We start from the raw sequence: 20721 nt of genomic DNA on the forward strand, positions 1-20721 counted from the left end.
GTCCGGACGTCACGCAGGACCGGAGGACGCCGCCGGTTCGCTCAGTTGTGGCGCGGGTCGGCGGAGGAGTGGGGCCGGGTGATCCGGCGATGGGCCATGACCTCGGCCCACCAGCCGCTGAGCGGGCTGGGGTCGGGCCATACGATCCGATCTCGTTCGTCGTCGTCCGCGACGGGCGCTTCGGGCTTCTCGATCACGATGACATTCCTCTGCGCTGGTGCACGTAGCCGTACACATACTTGCGGAGAGCCCTCGTGTTCGTGCGCGCCGGTAGTCCGCGACAGAGCGCTTCGAAACGGCTGAACATCGAGCAGCGCGGGTTCCTCGCCCCTTTTATCGGATGACCGCGCTGTCGATCCGATACATCCCACATTTACCACAGCCGCCATGAAACAAACCGATCTTTTCGGTTTACGATCCGGACACCAACTGGTCACTTGGTAACATTTCTGCCCGCTGAACAGTGAAAATAGCCGCTGGACCAGCTTTCTTACACGAAACCGAAAAAGGGCCCGGGTGGCGAAACGCACCCGGCCGCCGCGCCCCGCCGACGGACGGCACGCGGACCGGCGGAATCGCGCTTCCCGACGGCTCTCGGCACCCGGCTCGCCGCAGAGCCACGCCTGCTCATCGTTGGCCGAACCCGGCCGAATGCGCGCCCGGTGGCCCGCGTACCCCTCGGCGAGGGGTGATGCCACCCGGGTGCGGCCCGAGCCGCCGGTCGGCGGACAGGAGCCATCGAAAATCCCACGGTCACAAACCATTCGACTATCGACCGGACAGCCCCGGGCACCACGCGAAGTTTTGCGTCGACTGATTCGGCTCGAGCCACCCGGGTATCCGCCGATTATGGTTCGCCGAACCGAAGCCGTTGGCACACACGACGGAGTCACCCGGGCGCCGAGGCCCACGGACCGGGTGGCGCCCGATGGTTGCCGAAGACGATCGGCGCGGGCGTCCATGGCCGACGAAACCAGGTGATACCGATGGCCGACCTCCGCCGGATAATCCGAAAGCACGGTCCCTTCGCCTCGGTCTGCTTCGACAGTTCGCAGGACACCGAGGACGCGGCGCGGGAAAGCGAACTGCGCTGGCACTCGATCGACACCGAACTGGAACGCAGCGGAGCCCGGCCGCGCCTGCGGCGGCTGCTGGCCCAGGCGATCGCGCTGCACCCACCACCGCGGGGCCGCTGCGGCAGACTGCTCATCGCCGACGAGACCGAAGTGCTCGCCGACGAACGCTTGCCGAGCCCGCCGGCCACCCGGATCGTCCGGGTGTCACCGCTGCCCTATCTGCTGCCGCTCCTGGAAGCGCAGGCGGAGAAGGTGCCGCACGTCGTCGCGCTCGTGGACCGGGTGGGCTCGGAACTCTACTCGCTGGACGGCCACGGCAGCGAAGCGCGGGAAGCCCTGCGCGGTCCCGCCCACCCGGCGCAGCCGATCCGGCACGACGACTGGTCGCATCGCACGCTCCGGCAGCGGGTCGCGGATACCACGCGGCGCAACATCCGCGAGTTCGCCGACGAGCTGGACCGGCTGGCCGAGACCGTGCGCGCGGAGGTCGTCGTGCTCGCCGGGGAAGCGCGAGCCCGTTCGGAATTGCGCGCGGCGTTCGACGCGAAGGGCCGCGACGTCGTCGAGGCCGAAGCCGGTCCGCTGGCACCGGGTTCGGACCCGAAGGCACTCGACGCGGAGATCCGCGAGATCCTGCATCGGGTGGTGGCGCAGCGCCGCCGCCGGGTGCTCGATCGCTTCGCCACCGAGATCCGGCTGCCGGACGGCTTGGCGGTGGCCGGACTGGCCGCGACCACGACCGCGTTGCGCGCCGCCGCCGTGGAGCGGCTGCTGCTCGACCCGGGGGCGCTGGGCGACCGCCTGGTGCTGGCCGGGACCGCGCCGAACCCGCTGCTCGGCCCGGCCGTGCACAGCTCGGCCGGGGAGATGCGCCGCGCCGACGAAGCCCTCCCGGTGGCCGCCCTGGCGATCGGGGCCGAGGTCATGCTGGTCGAGGCCGTCGCCGCCCTGCGCGACGGGGTCGGCGCCGTGCTGCGGGACCGCTAGGACTCCAGGCGCGGCGACCTCACGACTTCGGCACGCGCTCGTGCAGCGTGAGCAGCATGTGGTCGAAGGCGGTCTGCACCGCGGGCGGAGCCTGCGGCAGACAATCGAGTTCGGCGATGAGCTGGGCGGCGAGGTCGCGCAATTTGACGTTGGTCTCCTGCGAACGCCACTGCAGGACGTGGAACGCCTGGTCGGCGTTGATCCGGTAGACCCGCATCAGCACGCCCTTGGCCTGCTCGATCAGCGCGCGCGCCTCGAACAGTCTCGGCAGCGTGCCGTCGAGCAGATCCTGGCGTTCCTCGGCGATGGTGGCCGTCAGGTCGACGTAGTAGCCCGCCGTGCCGACCACGATGCCGTCCTTGTCGGTCATGGTGTCGCCCAGCACGAGGACATGGTGCGGCACACCGGCGGTGTCGATGATGCGGTGGCGGCTGCAGAACGGTTCGGCGTTGCGGACCGACTTCTCGATCGCCTCGGCGACGTGATCCCGGTCCTCCGGATGCTTGTGCGCGAGAAGCAACTCGGTCGTCGGCGTCACCGTGTCGGGCGCGTATCCGTGCATCGCGGCAACCTCGTCCGACCACTCCCACCGCTGATCGGCGAACCAGAACCGGAAGCTTCCCGTGGTCTGCGGCGTCCCGGCGCCCACCACCCGGGCCACCGTTCCCTCGGCCGTGTCCACGATTCGGCCGCCCGATTCGTTCATCGCGTCCGTATGCTCCTGCCTGCAGCGTCGTACCGTGCATCCCTTCGGTCGAGACAGCCGTCCCGACCTGCGGTGACGACATCATCTTAGGCCGATCGAAGCGAGTTTCCGGCACGGCCGGGGATGCTCGGCGACACCGCCATCCCCCGCCGTCGTCAGAACAGACCTCTGGTATGCGAACTGCCTATGACAGAGGAAGCGCACCTCGTCTTCACGCGGCGCGATGGAGCCACGCCCGGATTGGCGAAACGGGTTCGCGCAGCGACACGCAGGCCGCCGGGGCTCCGGACAGCCGGTTCCCCGCACGCCGAACGGAGAGGGACGGCTGCCGCGCCTGCGTGGGTGCGGATAGTCTTGGGTGTGTGCCGGGGCAGGTGGAGTCTGCCCCGGCACACCCGTGCCGAGCGTCAGTCAGCGTGCGCCAGAGAGACCCGCTGCCTCTCGGCATCGATATCGAGAACGCGCACCGTCAGAGTGGCACCGATCTGCGGCTCGGTAGACCACTCGGTTCGGTGCAGCAACCCGTGAATGCCCGGAGCGACCTCCAAGAACGCGCCGAACGGGGCGATGTGGACGACGGCAGCCTCGAGCACGGAGCCCTGCGCGTGCGCGGCGACGAAATCCGGCCAGCCGCGCTGCGGCGATGATTCCGAAGGGGACATGTGTTCACCTCCTTCCGATGTCCCTGTAGTTCATGGGATTTCGCGAAGAAGGCGGGCGGGCCCCTGGCCTGCCGGAAGATCACAGCGCGGCCGGGTAACCGTTCTGTGTGCGGCGTGTCGCCGACCCGGCAGTCATCGCGACGACCATAACCCAGCGCGTCGCCATGGAACAAGGACGAAATTCGGAAAGCAGCGAAAAGTACGGTCGGAAAGCGATTTTCGCGCTCCCGAGACGTCCTCCCGCGGGTGTGAGAGCGCGTCAGCGCGAACGTCCGGACCAGAACGCGCAGTCGTGGCGGGCGGCGAAATCGTCCGTCATGAAACTGCCGGTCGCGCGCATGGTCAGCGCGGGCCCGTCGGTGCCCTGCCCGGCCGATTCCGGCCAGGCCGACCATTGCGGCGAGCCGGGAGCGTTCGGGTCGCCGGTATGAGCGAAGGTGGTCCACCATCGTTGCATCTGCGCGGCGAACGCGGCGGACGCTCCGGTCCAGGGAATCGGCAGTCCCATGAATCTGGTGAACAGATACAACAACTCGGAGGAGTGGAAGGCCCCGGGCAGAATCGGATCGGCCGCACCGAGGGGCGCCTGATCGAATTCGTACTGCCACAGCGGATGGCCGGCCTCGCGCGCCGTCCGGCTGGTGATCAGCGCCGGACAGGCGAATCGGCTGTCGGTGATCACGGCGATCTGGGCAGCCGCCGGTGAGGGGTACCGGGCGAGCGGATATCGAGCCAGCACCTGGTCGGCGTCGGCGCCGAAAGACTCGCGCACGTAACGTTCATAGCTTGCCGCGTCCGGGACATGGCCGACGGCATAGTCGGTTTCGGCGACGCTCAGTGCGCCTTCCGCGCTGGTGCTCCCGACGATCAGCGGCGCCTTCCTCACGTCTCCCGTCAGGGCGGCGTCGAGTGTCCGAGTGATGACGACACCGTCGATACTCGGCACCCAGATGGGAGTCTGCCCGTCGGACTCGACGTTCGGCGCGTCCAGGAGGGTCGCCGGGGGCAGCGCGCGCAGGCAGGCCAGCCGGGTTGCGGCGTCGGCGCATCCGACGCGCTCCGCATAGCGCCGCGAGCGCGCGAAGGCGTCAGCCGGATCGATGGGGGCCAGGGGCGCTTGCGCGCAGGCGCCGCTCTGCACGATCGCTTTGGCGAACAGGGCGTCGGACCCGGGTGCGGCGAAATGCGTGCAGACGCTCACGCCGCCGGCCGACTCACCGAATATCGTGACATTGCCCGGATCGCCGCCGAAGGCGGGCGCGTTGTCGCGCACCCACCGCAGAGCGGCTTGCTGGTCCTGGATACCGGCCGTTCCGGTGGCGCCGCCGGATTCGGCCGTGAGTTCGGGCAGCGACAGGAAGCCGAACGGTCCGAGGCGGTAATTGGGGATGGCCACGATGACGTCGCCGTCGGCGGCCATCCGGGTGGGTCCGTCGTATTCGCTGTTGGAGCCGTTGATATAGCCGCCACCGTGGAGGAACACCATGACGGGCAGCGGGCGCTCCCGGGCGCGGTCCGGCGCGTATACGTCGATGGTCAGGCAATCTTCGCTGGTGGGGCCGAGCGGCGGTAGACCGGGCAGGTATCCGTTCTGCGAACACTGCGGCCCGTGGTCGCGCGCGGGGCGCACGCCGGGCCACGGCGGAACCGGACGCGGCGGGCCGAACCGCGCTGAGCCTCCGGTGGGCGCGGCGAACGGGATGCCCAGGTATTCGACGGTTCCGTCGGCGACGCGACCGGAGATCGAGCCGCCGGTCACCAGCACCTCCAGCGGCGCCGACGCGACCACGGACGCCGGGATACCCGCGAACCACGAACCGGTGACGACCGTCAGGGCGATCACGGTTCGCACGATCCAACGAATCATCGCTGCCCCATACCTCCGATGCGGTCGCTGCGGTCGGCGGCGGGGCTTCCGGCCTCGTCCGCCGCGGTAGCCCGATCGGCTCGGCGTCGCGGCGCGCTGCCGGATCGGCAGTCGACCGGCCGCACGCGACGGAAGCCGAATCGTCGCTGCAACCCTCATCCGGTGGATCACACGCACGGCGCCCGTAGACTCCGGTCCCACTCCGCCGACGATGTCCGAATCCCTGCCCGGGGCAGCGGACATCGCGCCCGGCCCTCATCGTCCGCTCACTCCATGACGTCCCCGCAACCCATCTGAGCTGGAGCGATAGCACCTCGGGTGATGCTACAGCGGTCCGGTGCGCGGCGCGGGACATGACGCAACTGTTCGGATCGCCCCAGTCGGCATCGCCGCGTGTTCCGGTCCGATCGCGAGAGCCGGATCGGGCGTCAGTTCTCGGTGAGCACAGCCAATTCCTCGGTGAGGATCTTGATCGTTTCGCGGATCTGATCCTCGGTATGGCAGGCGGTGACGAAGAACCGCAGGCGCGCGAGGTGCTCCGGTACCGCCGGGTACAGGATCGGGTTGACGTTGACGCCGCGGCGCAGCAGGGCGTTCGACAGTTTCAGCGTCTTCAGCGAGTCACCCACGATGCACGGGATGATCGGCGTGTCGTGGCTGTCGCCCGTGTCGATGCCCGCCTCCCTGGCCAGCCGCAGGAACAGCCGGGAGTTGCGGCGCAAACGTTCCAGCGGTTCGCCCTCGGACCGCAGCTGCCGGATGGCCGCGGCCGAGGCGGCCGCGTTCATCGGCGTCATGCCGACGCTGTAGACGAAGCCCGGCGTCGTGTACTTCAAGAAGCGGATCAGCTCCGCGCTGCCCGCGACGTAGCCGCCGCACCCGGCCAGCGCTTTCGACGTGGTCCCGGACCACAATTCGACATCATCGCGATCGACGCCGAAGTGCTCGCCGATGCCGCCGCCGCCCGCGCCAAGCACGCCGACGCTGTGCGCCTCGTCGATCATCAACAGCGCCTTGTGCTTCTTCTTCACCGCGATGATCGCGGGCAGGTCCGGGATGTCGCCGTCCTGGCTGTAGACGCCCTCGATCAGGATCAGCACCCGCCGGTACTGGTGGCGGATCTCGGTCAGCAGTTCGTCGAGGGCGGCGTGGTCGTTGTGCGGGAACGGACGGCGCGTCGCGCCCGACAGCTTGCAGCCCTGCATGATGCTGTCGTGGGCGAGGCTGTCGTGGATCACCAGGTCCTCCGGCCCGACCAGGTGCCCGATGATCGTGACGTTCGTGGAGTGGCCGCCGACCAGCGCGATGGCGTCCTCGGTGCCGAGCAGGCCCGCGAGTTCCGCCTCGAGTTCGCGGTGCACCGGCTTCTCGCCGGAGAGGATCCGGCTGGCCGAGCACGAGCTGCCGTAGCGCGCCACCGCGTCTTGCACGGCGGCGACGACCGCCGGATGGCCGGACAATCCGAGGTAGTTGTAGCTGGAGAAGTTGATCGCGGGCGCGCCGTCGACCACGGAGGTGTCCCGGGTGACGCCGTCGTTGATCAAGAAGTAGGGGTTGCGCAAGCCGAGCGCTTCCGCGCCGGAGACCCGCTCGGCGAGCGCCTTCACCTCCGCGAAGTCCGCGATCCGGTACTCCGGCTCGACCGCCGTGCGCTGGGGTTCGGGCGCTTCGGCAGGGACGGGTTCGGGTTGCCGCGGCGCGGGCGCGCCCGCCTGTCCGGTGACGTAGGCGAGGACGTCACCGAGCGTCGTCGTGGGCGTGAACCGGGCCGGGTCGATGGTCACCGCGGGCAGCTTGCGAACGAGCGCGGCGATCAGATCGGTCAGCATGAGCGAGTCGAAGCCCAGGTCGTCGCCGAGGGTTTGGGCCTCGCGGAGCCGATCGGCCGGGAACCCGCTCACCCTGGCGAACTCGGCGCGGACGACACCCGCGACGGCTTCCGCGTCGACCGGCCGGTCCGCGGCGGTGGTCCGCGCCGCGGCCGCTTGTGCCGCCGGCGCAGCGCTACCCACCTGCGGGACGCGCCCAGCGGGCGGAGCGCCCACCAGGCTCGCCAGTACGGCGTTCTGTTCACGGAAGAGTGCGATCAACTGGTCCATCGAAGTTTCCTCTGGTGCTGCGGAGGGCGCAGGCGTAGTGCTCGGTTCGAGCCAGAAGCGCTGGCCGGTGGCGAACTCGTAGCCGGGCAGCCGACGCCGGACGCGCTGTTCGGGTTCGTAGAGCCGGTCCCACTCGGGGTCTAGGCCGTCGCGATACAGGGCCGCGACGGTGGCGGCGAGCTCGTCGCCGGTCGCGCCCGGCCCCGGGCTGGGTGTCAGGCAGCGCGCCGCGAGATCCGGGCGGACGCGGCCGACCAGCCCGGTGAGGATGCGACGCGGCCCGATCTCGACGACATGGCTTGGATCGGTGCCGAGCGCGGCCTCGACGGCCGCGCCGAATCGGACGGTGGCACGGACGTGCTCGGTCCAGTACGCGGCGTCCATCGGCTCGTCGGCCTCGAGCAGGCGCCCGCGCACGGTCGAGTAGAGGGGCAGAGCCGGCGTGCGATAGACGCATTCGCGGGCGACGGCCTCGAACCGCTCGAGCATGGGATCCATCAGCGGACTGTGGAAGGCGTGGGACACGGTGAGCGCCTTGGCGCCCACCCCGCGCGCCGCGAGTGCCTCCCGCACCCGGTCGATCGCCTCGGCGGCGCCGGACAACACGATCTCCTTCGGTCCGTTGATCGCGGCGATCGCGACCCCGGAACGATCGGCGAGCAGGTCGGCGAGGTCGTCCGCGTCCGCCCGCACGGCGAGCATCGCACCGCCCGCGGGCAACCGCTGCATCAGCTCGCCGCGCGCGACGACGAGACGGCAGGCGTCGTCCAGGTCGAACACGCCCGCCACCGCCGCGGCCGCGAACTCGCCGATGCTGTGCCCGAGCACCCAGGCGGGACGAACGCCGGCGTCGGCGAGCGATTTCGCCACGGCGTACTCCATCGCGAAGATCGCAGGTTGCGCGAGATCGGTGCGGTCGAGCTCGATGTGCTCGTCGAGCATCAGCTCGCGCACGGAGCGACCGAGCGGGGCCCGCATGGCCTGGTCGACCAGTTCCAGCGCGCGCCGGAACAACGGACTGGCCGCGTTCAGCGCACGCGCCATGCCCGCGAATTGCGATCCTTGCCCGGTGAACATCCAGCCGACGCCGAGCGGGCGCACCACCCCGGTTTCGGTGCCGTCGCGCAACCGCGCGATCGCGGTGTCACGATCGGCGGCGACCACGGCGAGCCGGGCGCGCCCGGACGCCTTGACGTGGTTGCTCGTCCAGCAGAGTTGCGCGAAATGGTCCGGCGAGCAGGCGGCCAAGGCATCGGCGAGGCGATGAGCATTGCGCCGCAACCCTTCGGCGTCGTTCGCCGAGACCGTCAGCACTCCCCCGCCGGACGCCGTCGGCGTTGCGGCGGCGGGGGCGCTGCCCAGCACGACATGGGCGTTCGTGCCGCCGATACCGAAGCTGCTGACTCCGCCGTAGCCGGGACCCGCCAGCGGCATGGGCTCGGCGAGCAGCCGCAGCCCCTGCTGCGCCATGCGCAGGCGCGGGTTCTCCTGATCGGCGAACCGCGACGGCGGTACGACGCCGTGCCACAGGCCGAGGGCGACCTTGATCAGGCCCGCCACGCCCGCGGCGCCCTCGGTGTGGCCGAGATTGCCCTTGATCGAACCGATTCCACACGGCCGTGTCCGGTCCCGCCCGTGCAGCTGTCCCAGCGCCTTGACCTCGATCATGTCACCGAGCACTGTTCCGGTGCCGTGTGCCTCGAGGAAGTCCACCTGCTCGGGCCGCACCCCGGCGCGCTCGCACGCCTCGCCGATCACCTGCTGCTGCGCCCACCGGTTCGGCGCCGTGATGCCGTTGCTGCGCCCGTCGGAATTGACCGCGCTGCCCTTGATCACCGCGTAGATCGGCAGGCCCGCCGCCTGGGCGTCGGCGAGCCGCCGCAGCACGAGCACCGCCACGCCCTCCCCGCGCACGATTCCGTCGGCGCTGCCGCTGAACGGCTTGCACCGCGCGTCCGGCGCGGACAGACCCGCCTGGGTGTAGAAGACCCCGACCGCGGGCGTGAGCACGAGGTTGACCCCACCGGCGACCGCCTGGTCGCACTCGCCGGAAGCCAGTGCGCCGCAGGCGAGATGGACCGCGACCAGCGACGACGAGCAGGCCGTATCGACCGCGACACTCGGCCCCTCGAGATCGAACTGGTAGGACAGCCGGTTGGCGGTCATGAAGTACCCGTTGCCGGAGCCGTGCTGCGGCGTGATCGCGGCGTAGTCGCTCATCTGCAGGTTGGCCCATTCGTTGGCCATCACGCCGACGAAAACGCCGGTTCGCGAACCCGCCTCGCCGCGCGGGTCGAGTGTGGCGTCCTCGAAAGCCCGCCAGGTGGCTTGCAGCAGCAGCCGCTGTTGCGGATCCATCGCCTCGGCTTCCCGCGGGGCGATACCGAAGAACTCGGCGTCGAACGCGTCCGCGTCGTCGAGGAAGCCGCCGCTGCGGGTGTTGATCGTGCCGGGGGCACCGGCCGGATCGTGGAAGTCGGCGGCGTTCCAGCGGCTCGAGGGGACCTCGGAGATCGCGTCACGTCCATCCATCAGCAGCCGCCACAGCGCGGCCGGATCAGGCGCTTGGGGGAATCGGCAGTCGATGCCGACGATAGCGATGTCGGTCATGCGGCCAGGGTGAACTCGGCGGCGAGGTAGGCGGCGATGTCGGCGATGGTGGGGTACTCGAAGACCAGCACCGGGTCGACCTCGAGCGACCACCGGTCCTCGATCTCGCCGCACAGTGTCACCGCCGAAACGGAATCCAAGCCCAGCTCGGCGAGCGGGACGACCGGATCCACCTCGCGGGGGGCGCGTTCGGTGTAGTCGGCCACGCGCTCGACGAGCCAATCCTGGATCGTGGTCGAACGGGTAATCGTGCTGCTGAACATGTTTGGGCTCCTCGGCGGATTTCGGTCGGTCAGGCGGTCATGGCCCGGCGCAGCGCCGGTTCGAGGTCGTCGTGCAGGACGCCCTCGACGCGATGCGCCGAGAACGCCTCCCGCGCCGCACTGCGCTGGACCTTCCCGCTGGTGGTGCGCGGTACGGAGTGGGGCTCGACGAGCACCACGTTCGGTGCCGCCACGTCGAACCCGCGGGCGACCGCGATCTTGATCGCGGAAGCCAGCTCGGCGAGCGTGGTGGCGCCCTGGCGTGCCGTCTTGACGCCCTGCACCACGACAAGCCGTTCCCGGCCGCCCGCGTCGACGGAGACGGCGACACCGGCGGCGCCGAGCGCTGGATGCAGGCCGCGCACCAGTTCCTCGACGTCCTGCGGATACAGGTTGCGGCCGTTGACGATCAGAAGGTCCTTGCGCCGCCCGGTGACGAACAGCTCACCCCCGTGCAGCAGGCCGAGGTCGCCGGTGCGCAAGAAGGGCCCGTCGGCTCCGAGGTACGCCTCGAATGTCTCGCGGGATTCCTCCGGGCGGTTCCAGTAGCCCGCGGCGACACTCCCGCCGCCGATCCAGATCTCTCCGACGGTGTCCTCCGGCAGCTGCCGCCGGGTATCCGGGTCGATGATGCGGATGTCGAGGCCATGGGCCGGCCGGCCGCAGCCGACCAGCCGCGCTTCGCGGCCGACGTCGAGGTACACCGGCTCCGCGTCGATGGACCCGACGGCCGCCAGCAGTGTCACCTCGGCCAGCCCGTAGGCGGGCAGCAACGCCGTCGGCCGCAGCCCCGCGGGTGCCAAACGCTCGGTGACGGCCGCGATGGTTTTTTCGCGGATCGGCTCCGCACCGCTCATCGCGATCTCGAGGGTGGTCAGGTCGAGTTCTGCCAGCTGTTCGTCGGTCACCCGGCGCGCGATCAGGTCGTAGGCGAAGTTCGGTGCGGCGGTCAAAGTCGCGCGGTAGTCGCCGATGGCCCGCAGCCAGCGCACCGGGTGCTTGAGGAAGGTGGTCGGCGCCATGAACACCAGATCCGCCCCGATATACAACGATCCGAGCAGCATGCCGATCAGGCCCATGTCGTGGAAGTGCGGGATCCAGCTGACGGCGACCGACTCGTCGTCGAACCCGATCGCGGTGATGGCCGCTTCGTTGTGCATCAGGTTGCGATGCGTCACGACAACACCCTTCGGGTCGCCGGTCGAACCCGACGTGTACTGGAGGAACGCGATCGTTTCCGGGCCGATATCCGGCATACGCCACTCGCCGGGGTCGCCCAGCGGGCCATCGGTGGCGACGACGGCCGCGCTGAGCGCGGTCTCGAGGAGCGGTCGCACATCACCGGTGGTGAGCACCAGCTCCGCGCCGGAGTCCGACACGATGCCCGCGACGCGGTGGGCGCTGCGCTCGTCGTGCGGCAAGGGAGCGGGTACGGCGATCACGCCCGCGTACAGGCAGCCGAGAAACGCCCGCAGAAAGGCCAGCCCGTCGTGATAGAGCAGCACGACCGGTTGCGCCGCCTCCGGGCGGTCGGCCAGCCAGGCGGCGACGGCTCGCGCGTCGTGGTCGAGCTCGAGGTAGGTGAGGACCTCTTCGCGTAGCTCGCGCCCTGCCTCGTGCAGGTAGGTGTACGACCTGGTCGTCCCATAATCAGAAATTTGCTGCCTGACGTGGTGAACGTAAGTCGGCTGCATCTCGTGGTTCCTCGGTAGGGGTCGGCGTCTGGGGTCGGCTACTACTTTTCGCCGCCTATGTCCGCAGAACCAGGGACCTCAGGGAGGATCCGGCAAACCTGTGGGTGGGCATGGGCCCACCCTGGGGTGCGTTGCTGTGCCTGCGTTAGCTACGCGGCTGCTACCCCCCGGCTCCATGAACCACACCACTCCGGACCACTATTTGCTTAGCACAAGCAATTACTATATAGTTGCATAGCGCAAGCAACTTATCTCGTCTGGAGGGGGACATGGCGGTCTCACCCGATACGGCTCAGAGCCTGATCAAAGAGCTCTATCTGATGGGCCGGGCAATCCGCGTCGCACTCGCGCACCCGGAGGAAGGACACCTTCTCCCGGGTGGCATCGGGGTGCTCGGCACCCTCGAGTCGAAAGGCCCGTGCAGGCAGGTGGACCTCGCCATGGACCTGTGCATCAGCCCGAGCGCGCTGAGCAGGCACGTCACCGAACTCGTCGGTGCGGGCTACATCAGCAGGCACGCCGATCCCACCGACGGGCGGGCCACCCTCATCCGAGTGACGGACGAGGGCCGCGATCTGCTCTACCGCGTTCGCGGTTCACGGGCGCGGGGCCTGCAGAACGTCCTCGCCGACTGGAGCGAAGACGACGCCGAGGCCGCCTGCACCGCCGTGCAGAAGCTCCGCAACGCATTGACCGCGCACGCGCAGAGCGGCGCCGTGCACGCCCACCAGCCGGTTTCGAAAGAGAGTCAGGAAGTAGATGTCTAGTTCAGTCGAGTCGGTGACGCGACGCGACCCGTACGCGATGACCCACCGCGAAGTCCTGGAAGCGATGACCGGACTGCTCGCGGCGTTGTTCACAGCGCTACTGAGCACGACGATCGTCGCGACCGCGCTGCCCACCATCATCGGCGACCTGCAGGGCTCGCAGACCGCCTACGCGTGGGTCATCACCTCGGCGCTGCTGGCCAACGCGGCCTCCACGCCGATCTGGGGGAAGTTCGCCGACCTGTTCAACAAGAAGGCACTGGTCCAGTCGGCCATCGTCGTCTTCGTCCTCGGCTCGGTGATCGCCGGATTCGCGGGCAACGTCGCCCTGCTGCTGGTCGCGCGCGTCATCCAGGGCATCGGCATGGGCGGCTTGACCGCGCTCGTCGTCGCGATCATCGGCTCCATCGTCGCGCCGCGCGAACGCGGGCGCTACTCCGGGTACATGGGCGCCGTCATGGCGGTCTCGATGTCCGGCGGACCCGTCCTCGGCGGTGTCATCGTCGACAGCCCGCTGGGCTGGCGCTGGTGCTTCTTCGTGTGCGTGCCACTGGCCGTGATCGCGCTGGTGCTGCTGCAGCGGACGCTGCGGCTGCCCACCGACCGCAAGGAGGGCGTGTCGATCGACTGGCTCGGCGCGGCGCTGCTGACCGGAGGTGTCTCGGTGCTGCTCATCTGGGTGTCGTTCGCCGGCAAGGCCGGCTACTACGAGTGGATGTCGCGGGAATCGGCGATCTATGTCGGTTCCGGTGTGCTGCTGCTGCTCGCGACCGTGTGGGTGGAGTCGCGCGCCGCGTCGCCGATCATCCCACTGCCGATCGTCACCGAACGCACCACCGGCCTCGCGATCATCGCCTCCATCGCGGTCGGCGTCGGCATGTTCGGCGCGACCACCTTCCTGGGCCAGTACTTCCAGACCGCGCGCGGCTACTCCCCGACCGCGGCCGGCGTGCTGACCATCCCGCTCGTCGCCGGCATGCTGATCGCCTCGGTCGGCTCCGGCCAGCTGATCACCCGGCGCGGTAAGTGGAAGGGTTTCGTGGTCGCAGGCGCCGCGCTGCTGGTGGCCGGATTCGCCCTGCTGTCGACCATTGATCACGCGACGAGCCTGTGGCTGGTCGGCGGATACATCACCGTCGTCGGGTTCGGTGTCGGCATGATGATGCAGAACCTGGTCCTGGCCGTGCAGAACACCGTGAGCGTGCACAACATCGGCGCCGCGTCGAGCAGTGTCGCCTTCTTCCGTACCTTCGGCGGCGCGATCGGGGTCTCGGTGCTGGGTTCGGTGCTGGCCACCCGGGTCGGCGAACTATCGGCGGAGGGATTCGCCGAGCTCGGTATCCAGACCAAGTCCTCCGGCGGCAGCAACCTGGATCTCGACGCCCTGCCCGCGCCGATCGCGACCATCATCCGCGCCGCCTACGGCGACGCGACCGGGCGGATCTTCCTCATCGCCGCGGCCGCGACGGTCGTCGCGCTCATCGCGGCAGCGCTGCTGCCGAACCGGCCGTTGCGTCGCACGATCGACATCGATCCCGCCCTCGACCCGATGCAGGCCGAGGCAGGCACCGCGGCCCGGACGGAAGGCCCCAAACAACCGGCGCTGCTCGACTGAGTCACGCCGCACGCGCGGAGCCCCGAGAAGCCCTCGGGGCTCCGCCCGTCTCGCCAGGATGCGTCGCGAGATCAGTACCGCGGACGCTCGCCCGTGCGCGCGGCCACGGTCGTCGCCGAGGTCACGGCGACGGCCAGGCAGCGCAATTCGCCAGGAATCAGCACCGATCGAATCGCACCCTGGAAACACTCGAGCACCGCTCCGTCGGGCCATCGCACGTCGTAGCGGTACCAGCACCGGCGCGCCCCGCCGGCGCGCTGGATGTCGCGCTCGACCCGGACGGCGAGTTCACTGAGCGCGGCGTGCACCTGACTCGGCGCGCCGGTGCTGGCGATCTTCCACCACGGCCGGTTGAAGTAGCCCGGCTCGGAGATCTCGACCAGGTAGAGCAACGGCATCCCCACGGCGTCGGAGGCGGTCATACCGCTCAGAGTGCCGCAAAACGGACTGGACAAATGGGTGAAACGCCGGAGGTGTACCAATGCGATACCGAGCTCCGGGCGCCCGCCGATCACGACCCCAGGCGGTCCAGGAGCCAGGTCGGACCCACCGTCTCCGCACCGGCGGCCGCGACGCGATCACGCAGTCCCCGATCAGCCGTCACCACCGTCACCGGACGGCTGCTATCCTCCGCCCGCGCAGCGGCCACAACCCCGACGATCGCGTCGTCCCCCGACCCGTCCGCGCACACCACGCACACGCCGCCGGACGAAGGTTCCCCCGCGTCGACCGCGGCCTTCGCCGCCCCCTCGAGCACCACGACCACCTCGGCCGTTTCCGCCAGACGCGCGCGCAGCCCGGTCATTCGCTCGAGCAGTCGCCGGGTGGCGCCGGAGCGATCCCGCCACCACCCGTCGGGCCGCGAACCGACGACGTTCGCGGCGTCCACCACGATCAGCCGAACACCGTTGGCCGCCACCCGCTCAGTCTCCTCCCACGGTGAGCACCGCACCCGCCGAGGGCTCGGCGGCGCCGGGCCCGGCCGCCCGCACGGCGGCGAGCGCGTTCAGCCTGCCGTACCCGTATTTGTCGCTGTGCCCGTCGGTCCCGTAGCCGCCGCCCTGCGGGTCGATCTTGTCGCAGGCGCCTTTGAGCAGGTTCTTCACCGCCTCCCAGGTGAGATCCGGGTTCACCGACAGCATCAGGGCCACTACACCGGCCGCGCCGGGGCACGCGCTGGAGGTTCCGCCGAAGTCGTTGGTGTAGTCGCCCGCCGCGTCACCCGCCGCCACCGTGCCGGGGTTGTAGCCGCTCGCGCCGTGCCGATCCACCGTCCAGATCCCGGGCGTCAGGGCGTCGGGATGCCCGAAAGGCCGGTGCCCGAAGTCGCTGCTGGGGAACGCGCACCACACCGCCTTGCCGAAATCGCTGTAGACGCTGCGTTTGCCGGTGTCGTTGCACGCCGCGACCGCGATCACCTTCGCGAAACTGGCATAGCCGTCGTTGTCGACGGATTCGTTGCCGTTGCCCGCCGCGAACAGCACCACGCAGCCCTTGCCGCCGCGTCCGGTGGTGACGGCGTGTTCGATCGCCAGCCTGGTGCTCGCGGGCAGCGCAGCGACGCGGTTGTGCACCGGATCGTCCGGCTGGAACCACTTGCCGTCGGCTGGGCCCCAGCTGCACGAGATGACGTCGGCCCCGTGCTCGGCGGCCCACCCGAAAGCCTCCGCCTCGGCCTGTGAGCCGAGCCCGGAGGCGAGCCGGATCGGCATCAGTGCCGCTTCCGGCGCGACCCCGGAGGCACCGGCCGTGCCGTTGGCGCACGCGACGCCGGCGCACGCGGTGCCGTGGTTGTCCCCGTTGTCCGGGCCGGTGCCGTAGGTGTCCTTCGGACGCGGATCGCTGCTGTTCGCCGTGACATCCCGGGGCGCGACGATTTTGGCGGCGCCGGCGAATTCGGGGTGGTCGATGTCGACGCCGTCGTCGATGACGGCGATCGTCACCCCGGCCCCCCGGGTGACCGCGTGCGCGGCTTCCACCGCCGCGTGCGCGTCGACCACGACACCGCCGATGGTGGTCTTCTTCAGATGCCACTGCTGGGGGAAGATCGTCTTCCTGGCCCGGTGCCGGATCAGCTCCGGATGGCAGTATTCGACGTCCTCGCGCGTCAGCAGCGAGGTGGCGATGTCGAAGACCCGCTGGCCGGTGCCCTCGGGCGCGGCCGTGAAATACGCGTTGGTCGCATACGACACCGCCCGCCGCACAGTCAGTTCCGCCGCGTTCAGGACGGCGAGGCAGTGCTCATGGTCGACGCGGTCGACGAATTTCACGAAGATGTTCTCCGTATAGAGCACCGGTTCGCCGGTGGCCGGGTCCACCAGCACATGTCCGGCGAAGCGCACCTCCGGCGCGGCGTCGAGCGCCTCCTTGCGTTCCTCCACCGACCGTGAACCCGCGGGGAGCCGATAGACCTCGACCCCTGCCTCCGGGTAGGCCTGTACCAGTGTCGCGTCGTCGAGTTCACCGCTGAGCGGCGTGCGCACCGATCCCGACTGCCGCCGGATCCCCCGACCGCTGTGCGTGCGCACCGCGATCAGATCGGGACTCTGCCGCAACTCGAAACCGGGATCGTCCTTCGTACCGAAATTCGCGGTTGGCACCATGATCTCCTTCGCCGTGGGGACCCGAGCACCAACTATGAACCACGTTCCGGCAACCACGAAAACACCCGGACACCGCGGCGCCTGGGCGGGTCTTCGAAAACGACCGGTACCCAGGTGTTCTCGCCGCGGATTCGGATTCTCTTCGCGAATCCACGGCGAGCACCGGTTACCAGGCCGCGCGACCGGTCAGCGGAAGGCCCGCCGGTACGCCTGAGGCGTCACCCCCACGGTCTTGCGGAAGACTTTCCGGAATGCGGCCACCGAGGCGAACCCCGTTCGATCGGTGATGCATTCCATCGTGAGGATGGTCGTCTCGAGCAGCACTTGGGCCTTGCGCACCCGGGCGGTCTGGAGCCACTCGTTCGGTGTCATCCGGACCTGCTCGTGGAAGCGCCGGATCAGCGTGCGCTTGCTGACTCCGGCTCGATCCGCGAGATCCAGCACGGTGATCTTCTCACCGAGCATCGTTTCCGCCCACTCCAAGGTCGGATTGATGGACTTGCTGTCCGCCTCCGATCGCGGACGTTCCGCGATGAACTGCGCCTGCCCCCCGTCCCGGGTCAGTGGCATGACCGAGAGCCGGGCGGTAGCCGCCGCCACGGCGGTCCCGTAGTCCTGCCGCACCATATGGAGGCACAGATCGAGCCCAGCCGCGGCACCGGCCGAGGTCAGGATGCCCCCGTTGTCCACATACAGCACCGTGGGATCCACGCGGACCCGCGGATAGCTTCGCGACAGTTCGGTGGCGGCCATCCAATGCGTGGTCGCCCGCCGTCCGTCGAGCAACCCGACGGCGGCGAGGGTGAACGCCCCCAAGCAGATCGATGCCACCCTCGCGCCACGTTCGTGGGCCCGCACCAACGCCTTGCACAGCCGATCCGACGGCCGCGACCGGTAACTCATCGCTCCCGGCACGACGATGGTCTCGGCCTTCTCCTCGAGATATTCGATGTCGCCCAGACATGAGATCCCGAAGAACTTCGACGGAACGTCGGAGTTCACCCCGCAGACCTGGACCTCGTACGCCGCGGTTCCGTCCTCCTGCCGGGTCCGGCCGAAGATTTCCAGCGGGACCGCGAGATCGAACGGAATCACGTCGTCGACGGCCAGAACAGCCAATGACCTCATGCCTCGGACCTAGCCGACCCGCTGTTCCGCTTCCGGCCCGGCCACCACCAATCCGGCGCGAATCAAGCGCTTCAAGGCTCGTCCCTGCAGCACCGTCAACCGGGGCGCCAGCTCCGACCACCGGGCGGGACCACGGTTCAGCGTTTCCCACAGCTCTTCACCCCCATCCCGCTCCAGGCACCGCACCTCGACGCCCGGGTCGGCCGCGGAGTAGATCCGGTGGCAGGGAACGGTGTCGGCGAGCGGCGACGGCGCCGCATCGCTGTTCGCGATGGGGTCGCGCCAGTACATGGCCAGCCCGTCGCGCGCCTCCTGCGGGATCTCGAACGGCGGCGACATCCCCTTGAAGCCCGGAATGTCCGCTGCCACGCCTGCGCGGATGCGCGCGTCCGGCGACAGCGCCACGATGTCGCCGGCCGCCAGGTCGACCGCGTCGGCGGCGGTGAAGGCTCGCAGGTAGGGCCCCTCGGTGGCCAGGTCACGCGGGTCGCGGGAGCCCTTGGTCATGATGTTCAGCAGGTCGGGCACCAGCGCGGTGTTCAGCAACGCCTGGAACGTCCCCTCGGTGGCGTTGTCGGCCTCCACTCGCCGGCCTTCCGCGCTCCAGTAGGGGCTGTCCGGATGCGAGCGTGAGATCTCGTGATACCACTGGTCGATGCTCAGTGCCCAGGTCTGCGCCATGCCGCGCCACTCGACGTCGTAATCACACCAGAGGTCTTCCTTCGATCGCTCGTCCAGGTCCTTGTCGAACGTCTTGCGCAGGACCAACGCGGCCGCCCAGGCTTGGGTGACGGCGAAGGACATTCCGGAGGAGAACAGCGGATCGACGAAGTACGACGCGTCCCCGACCGCCATCCACCGATCCTCGTACGAGCCGAAGCATTCGCTCACCCGGGAATAGTTGGTGGCCGTCAGCATCTCGGCACGAATCGGCTCCGCGTTCGCCACCAGATCCTGCAGCACCGGAATCGACTTGATCGTCTTCAGGAAGATGTCCGGGTCACGCAGGTCCACGCGGGCGATCGACTCCGGGTTGGTGACGATGCCGATGGACCACACGGTTTCCCGGGTGCCGTCGACCAACCGAGGCGTCGGGATGTACCACACCCATCCGTGCTCGAAGGCCACCGCGTAGATCGGTGACAAGTCGTCGTCGCGGAAGACGTTCCAGTCGCCCGCTGCCCGCTGTGCGGGCACGCAGTTGCGGTAGTGCGACCAGACGGCCACGTTGCGGTAATCCGACAGCCATTGCTTGTCGCGCTGTGAACCGCGGGCGGCGACCTGATTCGCCCGGCCGGACGCGTCGACGAAATAGCCCGCCGCGACCTCGGTTCCGTCTTCCAGCACCACCGTGGCCTTGCCGTCGCCGGGGAGGAACCGCACGACCCGCACGCCCTGGAAGACGTGGGCGCCGCAGGCTTCGGCGTGCTCGAGCAGCACCGTGTCGAATTCGGCGCGATTGACGTGCACCGACCACCGGTAGACGCCGTCGACCAGGTAGTCGGCGTGCTCGAAGAAGCCGACGAACGGCCGGGCGGTGTCCCACTGGTAGATTCCGCCGAATTTCTGGATCCAGCACTCACTCGCGAGTACCTTCTCCAGCGCGCCGCTCGCTTGCAGAACGGGGACCAAAGGGTGCGCACCCGATTCGCCGATGTGCTCCCGGGGGAACACCTCGCGATCGAAGATCGCCACACGAAGATCGGTGTCGCGGCAGAGCATCGCGGCGAGCGTGGACCCGGCGGGACCACCGCCCATGATCACCACGTCGTACTCGTCCGCCGGTCTGGAGATTGGGGTAGCCATTGACATTCCTCTCTGATGGCCGATTGCTCAGATGATCTGGATGCGTTGCAGATGCCGGGTAACCGAGCCGGTGAACGCATTCCTGCCGTGCAGCAGCGCGTGGTTCTCGGCCACCACGATGTCGCCGGTCCGCCACTCGTGGGCGTAGCAGTAGCGAGCGTCGTGCAGCCGCTCGCGCAAGTCCTCCATGACCCGGACGCCGTCCTCGGCCGAGATGCCGTCCACGGTCAAGAACAGCGGATTGGCGTAGCGCGCGGGATCCAGTGGTTCGGCATATCGGATCGTCGTCTCACCGGTCGCCGGATGGGTGCCGAGCAATGGCCATTCGGCCAGGCCGCCATAGTGCGCCAGCTTGTCGGTGCGGTACGTGATCGTGGTTCGTGCCCACAGTTGCCTCAGGTCTTCCGGCGCGTCCCGATAGGCCTGGACACTGTCGCAGAACACGGTCTCGCCGCCCGCGCCCTCTCCTCGCACGCATTGGAAGAGGAAGAACCGCGGCACTTGCTCGGCGAACGCGCCGTCCCAGTGGAACGGGACGTCGCCTTTGTCGAACAGGTAGTTCTCGGCAGTGTCCCGGACCACCAGATCGAGGATCGAACCGAAGTTCCACTGCAGGATCTCTCCCGCAGCGCGGCAATAGGTTTCCAGTTCCGGCTTGTCGAGCAGGCCGAATCCGCGGAGTACCACCACTTTCGCCTGGAGCGTCAGCGCGAGCAGCTCCTCGATCGGCACGTCGGCGAGGGTGCGCCCCTCCGTATCGGACGCCACCAGACGGCCGAAGGGCCGCAGCGGCTCGCTGTCCAGCAGGACCTTGTTCACGCTTTTCGTCATGGGTCTC

Annotated in this window: 16 protein-coding genes; 3 read left to right on the plus strand and 13 right to left on the minus strand. The window is 69.1% G+C overall.

Annotated features, from left to right (window positions below):
• Positions 1 to 41: 41 nt before the first annotated feature.
• A complete protein-coding gene (locus tag QMG86_RS19550; RefSeq protein WP_281873894.1) occupies positions 42 to 197 on the minus strand; it encodes a hypothetical protein in 156 nt (51 codons plus the stop codon).
• A gap of 789 nt (positions 198 to 986) precedes the next feature.
• On the opposite strand from QMG86_RS19550, the gene QMG86_RS19555 reads away from it, so the two are divergent.
• Positions 987 to 2063: a baeRF2 domain-containing protein gene (locus tag QMG86_RS19555; protein ID WP_281873895.1), complete on the plus strand. Its 1077-nt coding sequence runs from the start codon at positions 987 to 989 to the stop codon at positions 2061 to 2063.
• 19 nt (positions 2064 to 2082) lie between these two features.
• On the opposite strand, the gene QMG86_RS19560 is transcribed toward QMG86_RS19555, so the two are convergent.
• The 6 genes from QMG86_RS19560 to QMG86_RS19585 form a co-directional block, all read right to left on the minus strand.
• On the minus strand, positions 2083 to 2769 hold the full coding sequence (locus QMG86_RS19560) for a PAS and ANTAR domain-containing protein (RefSeq protein WP_281873897.1): 687 nt from the start codon (positions 2767 to 2769) through the stop codon (positions 2083 to 2085).
• 407 nt (positions 2770 to 3176) lie between these two features.
• The gene (locus QMG86_RS19565; protein ID WP_281873898.1) at positions 3177 to 3431 is read right to left on the minus strand and encodes a S1 RNA-binding domain-containing protein; all 255 of its coding nucleotides are present in this window, start codon (positions 3429 to 3431) and stop codon (positions 3177 to 3179) included.
• 259 nt (positions 3432 to 3690) lie between these two features.
• Positions 3691 to 5298, minus strand: coding sequence for a carboxylesterase/lipase family protein (locus QMG86_RS19570; protein WP_281873900.1), 1608 nt, complete (start codon positions 5296 to 5298; stop codon positions 3691 to 3693).
• A 428-nt stretch (positions 5299 to 5726) separates the two neighbouring features.
• Positions 5727 to 10007 carry an aminotransferase class I/II-fold pyridoxal phosphate-dependent enzyme gene (locus QMG86_RS19575; RefSeq protein WP_281873902.1) on the minus strand — a complete coding sequence of 1427 codons (4281 nt, stop codon included), beginning with the start codon at positions 10005 to 10007 and terminating at the stop codon, positions 5727 to 5729.
• A complete protein-coding gene (locus QMG86_RS19580) occupies positions 10004 to 10270 on the minus strand; it encodes an acyl carrier protein (RefSeq protein WP_281873904.1) in 267 nt (88 codons plus the stop codon). Before QMG86_RS19580 ends, QMG86_RS19575 begins: the two co-directional genes overlap by 4 nt.
• Before the next feature lie 29 nt (positions 10271 to 10299).
• Positions 10300 to 11964, minus strand: coding sequence for a fatty acyl-AMP ligase (locus QMG86_RS19585; RefSeq protein ID WP_281873905.1), 1665 nt, complete (start codon positions 11962 to 11964; stop codon positions 10300 to 10302).
• A 269-nt stretch (positions 11965 to 12233) separates the two neighbouring features.
• On the opposite strand from QMG86_RS19585, the gene QMG86_RS19590 reads away from it, so the two are divergent.
• Both QMG86_RS19590 and QMG86_RS19595 read left to right on the plus strand, forming a co-directional pair.
• Positions 12234 to 12731, plus strand: coding sequence for a MarR family winged helix-turn-helix transcriptional regulator (locus QMG86_RS19590; RefSeq protein ID WP_281873906.1), 498 nt, complete (start codon positions 12234 to 12236; stop codon positions 12729 to 12731).
• Entirely contained in the window at positions 12724 to 14346 is a 1623-nt protein-coding gene (locus tag QMG86_RS19595) for an MDR family MFS transporter (protein WP_281873907.1), read from the plus strand. The genes QMG86_RS19590 and QMG86_RS19595 overlap by 8 nt, the downstream gene beginning before the upstream one ends.
• A 71-nt stretch (positions 14347 to 14417) precedes the next feature.
• On the opposite strand, the gene QMG86_RS19600 is transcribed toward QMG86_RS19595, so the two are convergent.
• From QMG86_RS19600 to QMG86_RS19625, 6 genes are all read right to left on the minus strand, one after another.
• Positions 14418 to 14768 carry a hypothetical protein gene (locus tag QMG86_RS19600; RefSeq protein ID WP_281873909.1) on the minus strand — a complete coding sequence of 117 codons (351 nt, stop codon included), beginning with the start codon at positions 14766 to 14768 and terminating at the stop codon, positions 14418 to 14420.
• 89 nt (positions 14769 to 14857) lie between these two features.
• Positions 14858 to 15265: a PIN domain-containing protein gene (locus QMG86_RS19605; protein ID WP_281873910.1), complete on the minus strand. Its 408-nt coding sequence runs from the start codon at positions 15263 to 15265 to the stop codon at positions 14858 to 14860.
• A gap of 4 nt (positions 15266 to 15269) precedes the next feature.
• Positions 15270 to 16946 carry a S8 family peptidase gene (locus tag QMG86_RS19610; protein WP_281873911.1) on the minus strand — a complete coding sequence of 559 codons (1677 nt, stop codon included), beginning with the start codon at positions 16944 to 16946 and terminating at the stop codon, positions 15270 to 15272.
• 189 nt (positions 16947 to 17135) lie between these two features.
• Positions 17136 to 18077 (minus strand): GlxA family transcriptional regulator, encoded by a 942-nt coding sequence (locus QMG86_RS19615; protein ID WP_281873913.1) that lies wholly within the window; start codon positions 18075 to 18077, stop codon positions 17136 to 17138.
• A 9-nt stretch (positions 18078 to 18086) separates the two neighbouring features.
• Entirely contained in the window at positions 18087 to 19883 is a 1797-nt protein-coding gene (locus tag QMG86_RS19620; RefSeq protein ID WP_281873914.1) for an NAD(P)/FAD-dependent oxidoreductase, read from the minus strand.
• Positions 19884 to 19910: 27 nt separating this feature from the next.
• Positions 19911 to 20714, minus strand: coding sequence for a TauD/TfdA dioxygenase family protein (locus QMG86_RS19625; protein WP_281873915.1), 804 nt, complete (start codon positions 20712 to 20714; stop codon positions 19911 to 19913).
• Positions 20715 to 20721 lie beyond the last annotated feature (7 nt).

The organism is Nocardia sputorum (assembly GCF_027924405.1).
GTDB classification, from domain to species: domain Bacteria; phylum Actinomycetota; class Actinomycetes; order Mycobacteriales; family Mycobacteriaceae; genus Nocardia; species Nocardia sputorum.

What these genes read in the sequence shown, in the direction of transcription:
- QMG86_RS19565 (WP_281873898.1), bottom strand. Translation starts at nt 3,431, where the DNA reads ATGTCCCCTTCGGAATCATCGCCGCAGCGCGGCTGGCCGGATTTCGTC.
- QMG86_RS19600 (WP_281873909.1), bottom strand. Translation starts at nt 14,768, where the DNA reads ATGACCGCCTCCGACGCCGTGGGGATGCCGTTGCTCTACCTGGTCGAG.
- QMG86_RS19620 (WP_281873914.1), bottom strand. Translation starts at nt 19,883, where the DNA reads ATGGCTACCCCAATCTCCAGACCGGCGGACGAGTACGACGTGGTGATC.
- QMG86_RS19595 (WP_281873907.1), top strand. Translation starts at nt 12,724, where the DNA reads ATGTCTAGTTCAGTCGAGTCGGTGACGCGACGCGACCCGTACGCGATG.
- QMG86_RS19580 (WP_281873904.1), bottom strand. Translation starts at nt 10,270, where the DNA reads ATGTTCAGCAGCACGATTACCCGTTCGACCACGATCCAGGATTGGCTC.
- QMG86_RS19625 (WP_281873915.1), bottom strand. Translation starts at nt 20,714, where the DNA reads ATGACGAAAAGCGTGAACAAGGTCCTGCTGGACAGCGAGCCGCTGCGG.
- QMG86_RS19560 (WP_281873897.1), bottom strand. Translation starts at nt 2,769, where the DNA reads ATGAACGAATCGGGCGGCCGAATCGTGGACACGGCCGAGGGAACGGTG.
- QMG86_RS19585 (WP_281873905.1), bottom strand. Translation starts at nt 11,964, where the DNA reads ATGCAGCCGACTTACGTTCACCACGTCAGGCAGCAAATTTCTGATTAT.
- QMG86_RS19570 (WP_281873900.1), bottom strand. Translation starts at nt 5,298, where the DNA reads ATGATTCGTTGGATCGTGCGAACCGTGATCGCCCTGACGGTCGTCACC.
- QMG86_RS19555 (WP_281873895.1), top strand. Translation starts at nt 987, where the DNA reads ATGGCCGACCTCCGCCGGATAATCCGAAAGCACGGTCCCTTCGCCTCG.
- QMG86_RS19590 (WP_281873906.1), top strand. Translation starts at nt 12,234, where the DNA reads ATGGCGGTCTCACCCGATACGGCTCAGAGCCTGATCAAAGAGCTCTAT.
- QMG86_RS19615 (WP_281873913.1), bottom strand. Translation starts at nt 18,077, where the DNA reads ATGAGGTCATTGGCTGTTCTGGCCGTCGACGACGTGATTCCGTTCGAT.
- QMG86_RS19575 (WP_281873902.1), bottom strand. Translation starts at nt 10,007, where the DNA reads ATGACCGACATCGCTATCGTCGGCATCGACTGCCGATTCCCCCAAGCG.